Below are 3,674 nucleotides of genomic sequence, written 5' to 3' on the forward strand. Positions count from 1 at the left end.
TTTGATCTGGTACTTTCTAGCAATCAATACAATCCCTAACGAAGAAGTGAGATAGTCTTGAACCACCTGCAGTTTAAACTGCTTAGTATATTTAGTCATAGTAAAACCCCCGGTATTGGATTCTGGTCCAATACCGGGGGTTCACTTCACTATGGCATAAGGGAAATTATGTCGGCGCCTCCTTTTTATTGCCGTGCGAACTTACGCAAGTATTAGGTCACAAACGAGCTGGGGTTATCGGTAACCCTTAGTTGCCAGCCGATAAAGTTGCGCGGTATTGTAATGGTGAATTCAAATAATTGAAAATCTCATCTATAAATAAGCATTCAAATTGAAATAAATGCTATTTTTAATGGTACTTTAACAATGGTATAATAGCTAAGATTGTTCTTATTGGTTTCGATTTTGATAGTTTTAGCGCCTGATCCTTGTTACATATAAAGTGGTAGGATACTAAAGAAAAGTTGTTATTTTTGCGTACGGTTTGATAAAGGATGTGCGCTACATAGTCGGAGGCAGAAATGAAACAGAACAAGCAGGCGCCTGAATTACAGCGCTCAATGACGGCTGGCCAGATGGAGATGATCTCTCTTGGTGGCGCGATTGGTGTGGGTCTTTTTATGGGGGCCACGTCAACCATTAAATGGACAGGGCCGTCGGTTATTTTAGCTTATATGTTTGTCGGTTTGATCCTTTATATCGTGATGCGGGCATTAGGGGAAATGATCTACGTTAATCCAGGCACAGGTTCGTTCGCCGATTATGCAACGGAATACGTCCATCCGTTAGCCGGCTATATGGCCAAATGGGCAAACGTCTTTGAATATATTGTGGTCGGTATGTCCGAAGTTGTGGCGGCGACCGAATATTTACGGTATTGGTGGCCACACACTAATTCATTTGTGGCTGGGATCATTATTATTTTATTTTTAGTGGCGGCTAATCTGGCCAGCGCTAAGGCTTATGGGTCGTTGGAATTTTGGTTTGCAATGATCAAAGTTGTGACCATCATCATGATGATCGTCTTAGGCCTAGCAATTATTTTCTTAGGGTGGGGCAATGGTGGCCACCCGATCGGTCTAAGCAATCTGTGGCGGCATGGTGGCTTCTTTACCGGTGGTGCGCAGGGTTTCTTTTTCTCAATGTCGATCGTTGTCGGCTCGTATCAAGGCATCGAGCTACTAGGTATTTCCGCTGGCGAAGTGGCTGATCCACAACGAGCCATCGTAAAATCAGTTAAATCAGTACTGCTACGGATCTTAATTTTCTACGTTGGCGCGATTTTTGTGATTGTGACTATCTATCCGTGGAATCAACTCAGCAGTATTGGGTCACCGTTTGTCTCAACTTTTGCCAAAGTCGGCATCACCGCCGCGGCGTCGGTGATCAATTTTGTTGTGTTGACCGCCGCGCTTTCGGGAGCTAATTCAGGGATCTATTCCTCAAGCCGGATGCTGTTTAAATTGGCGCATGAAGGCGACGCTCCGAAAATTCTGGGACGGGTATCGAAACGCATCGTACCTGATGCGGCAATTTTAGGAATCTCTGGCGGTATTTTACTAGGCTTTATCGTGGACATGGTGGCGTCAATTTATAGTAAGTCCACCGCTAATTTATTTGTAGTGGTGTTTAGTTCGTCGGTTTTGCCGGGGATGGTGCCGTGGTTTGTGATTTTACTAGCTGAATTGCGTTTTCGTAAAGGTAATCCTGAATTGATGCAAACGCATCCCTTCAAATTACCCCTGTACCCGCTGGCTAATTACTTCGCGCTGGCGATGTTGTTGGTGATCGTTGTGTTCATGTTCATTAATCCGGATACACGGATATCGGTGATTGTCGGCGCGGTGGTGTTGATCTTGGCAGCAGCCGTTTATCTGTTTCGTCATGGCTTTGGCCGAGTTGCTAAATAGTAAGAAACAGGCCTGCGCTCAATGTGAGTGTAGGCCTGTTAACGTATAAATTCGTTCAGAAGAAGTCGCTCAGATTATCGATTAAACGCATATGCTCAATTCCAGCGTTGACGCCATTTTTGATTGCTGTTTTAGCCGCAATACCAGTAGCTTGGTTGATTTCACCACTGATAACTAAAAAATCGAAAAATTTGCGTAATGAAGTGGCGTTAGTTTGTATATCACTCGGTGAGTACGCAATTTTACGGGGGAACCATTCAGCTAAATATTCTGCAACTTCGTCACCGGCTTTTAACGGTGTTTTGATCGTGTAATAGAGCATAAATTCGTTGATAAAGATTTCGCTATTAGCCGCGTGTTTATTGACGACTTTACGACTTAAACCTTTAGCATTGCTCAAATAATTTTTAAATTCATTCAATAGCAATTGATTGTTTGCTTGAACCGCGGCCATGACCTTTTCATAACGATCACCATCAGCTAGTAATACCTGATCATTTTCGTATTTATCCCAGTAATGATAGCTAGACCAGGTTTTTTTGACTTGATAAGCGTTTGTTATGGCAAATTTGGCGCTATCAACGATGACCAAATTATCCTTAAAAGCTGCAGTAACAGCAGGCTCAGTAAAATTATATTTTGTATGCAGAAAGGGGATCTGCATCAAATCAGCCATTAATTCAGTTTGAATCACTTGCTGGGGATCAGTTAACCCGTAGAGCTCAGCCATTGAAATTAACTTAGTGATCACACCAGTGACACGGCGGTCGAAGCCAGCATTAAGTTCAACTTTGCCAGCCATGTCCAAGTACGCATCGATCTGCTTATCCGCAATACCAACTAAGGTAAAAGCAGCGCGGATACCAGCGACAATGTATTGATCTAGTTGTTTTTTATTTTTAGCATTGATGTCATAAAGCACAACCGTAGCGTAGGTTAAATCATTGGCCAACACAACGACCTTTTTACGTTGTACCGTATAATAATTAGCGTGCCAGGAAAAGAAGGGATTAGCCTGGGCAAAGTTCTTTGCGGCGGCAGGATCAGTTACTTTAGTTAGCCGATTAAAAATAGGTAAGGCTTTTTTAGTTGGATTGATAATCATTATTTTACTCCTTTGCGGTTGGCCTAAAATTAAGTAATTTAGTTACTATATATTATAGATCATCATCAGTCAAGTTAGTAACTTAGCATAAAATTTAAACTTTCTTGTTATAATCAATGACACTGATCGTAATCAACGAACAGAAAGGAATTTGCTTGTGTTCACTTCATCATTAATGGCGGTAACTACCAATACTAAAATCGCTGTCGGCATTGGTGTGATTATTTTTGTACTTTTATTTTTCAAACTAATGACCAGCTTCATTAAGTTCTGTTTTCGTCATCCGATCCTATTTTTATTTTTGCTGCTGTGCGGTGGTTTAGGTTTTATTTTTAACTTTTTACTGGCCGGTATTGCAATTGTGGCAGTGCTAATTGGTGGTGGGGCGTTGGTCATGTTTAATAGTTGGGACCAGTAGCCTGCTAACTAAATAAGTAGCCACTAACATTTTAAAATAAAAAAACTGTTTCGCCTAGTATTACACTGGCGGAACAGTTTTTTGATTATGTGCTAAAGGTTGAAAGTTAATATTTCCACTTAAGCCCTGATCTGTTAGGGCTTTTTTGCTACAAAAATAGACATGAAACCATCCACATCTGTATACTTAAAGCGTCTAAACAAAAACCATACAGAGGAGTTTCATGCCTATGTCTACTATA

General features: G+C 41.4%; 3 protein-coding genes. 2 read left to right on the forward strand and 1 reads right to left on the reverse strand.

From position 1 onward, the window contains the following. Window positions 1–521 precede the first annotated feature (521 nt). The gene (locus EKM76_RS12985; RefSeq protein ID WP_125550987.1) at window positions 522–1,910 is read left to right on the forward strand and encodes an amino acid permease; all 1,389 of its coding nucleotides are present in this window, start codon (window positions 522–524) and stop codon (window positions 1,908–1,910) included. Between the two features lie 55 nt (window positions 1,911–1,965). Here the strand turns inward: EKM76_RS12985 and EKM76_RS12990 are convergent, their stop codons facing one another. Further along, on the reverse strand, window positions 1,966–3,015 hold the full coding sequence (locus EKM76_RS12990) for a DUF6933 domain-containing protein (RefSeq protein WP_125550988.1): 1,050 nt from the start codon (window positions 3,013–3,015) through the stop codon (window positions 1,966–1,968). 175 nt (window positions 3,016–3,190) lie between these two features. On the opposite strand from EKM76_RS12990, the gene EKM76_RS12995 reads away from it, so the two are divergent. Continuing rightward, entirely contained in the window at window positions 3,191–3,433 is a 243-nt protein-coding gene (locus EKM76_RS12995; RefSeq protein WP_125550989.1) for a hypothetical protein, read from the forward strand. Window positions 3,434–3,674 lie beyond the last annotated feature (241 nt).

Origin of the sequence: Loigolactobacillus zhaoyuanensis (assembly GCF_003946385.1) — a bacterium.
Classification (GTDB): Bacteria; Bacillota; Bacilli; order Lactobacillales; family Lactobacillaceae; genus Loigolactobacillus; species Loigolactobacillus zhaoyuanensis.

What these genes read in the sequence shown, in the direction of transcription:
- EKM76_RS12985 (WP_125550987.1), top strand. Translation starts at nt 522, where the DNA reads ATGAAACAGAACAAGCAGGCGCCTGAATTACAGCGCTCAATGACGGCT.
- EKM76_RS12990 (WP_125550988.1), bottom strand. Translation starts at nt 3,015, where the DNA reads ATGATTATCAATCCAACTAAAAAAGCCTTACCTATTTTTAATCGGCTA.
- EKM76_RS12995 (WP_125550989.1), top strand. Translation starts at nt 3,191, where the DNA reads ATGGCGGTAACTACCAATACTAAAATCGCTGTCGGCATTGGTGTGATT.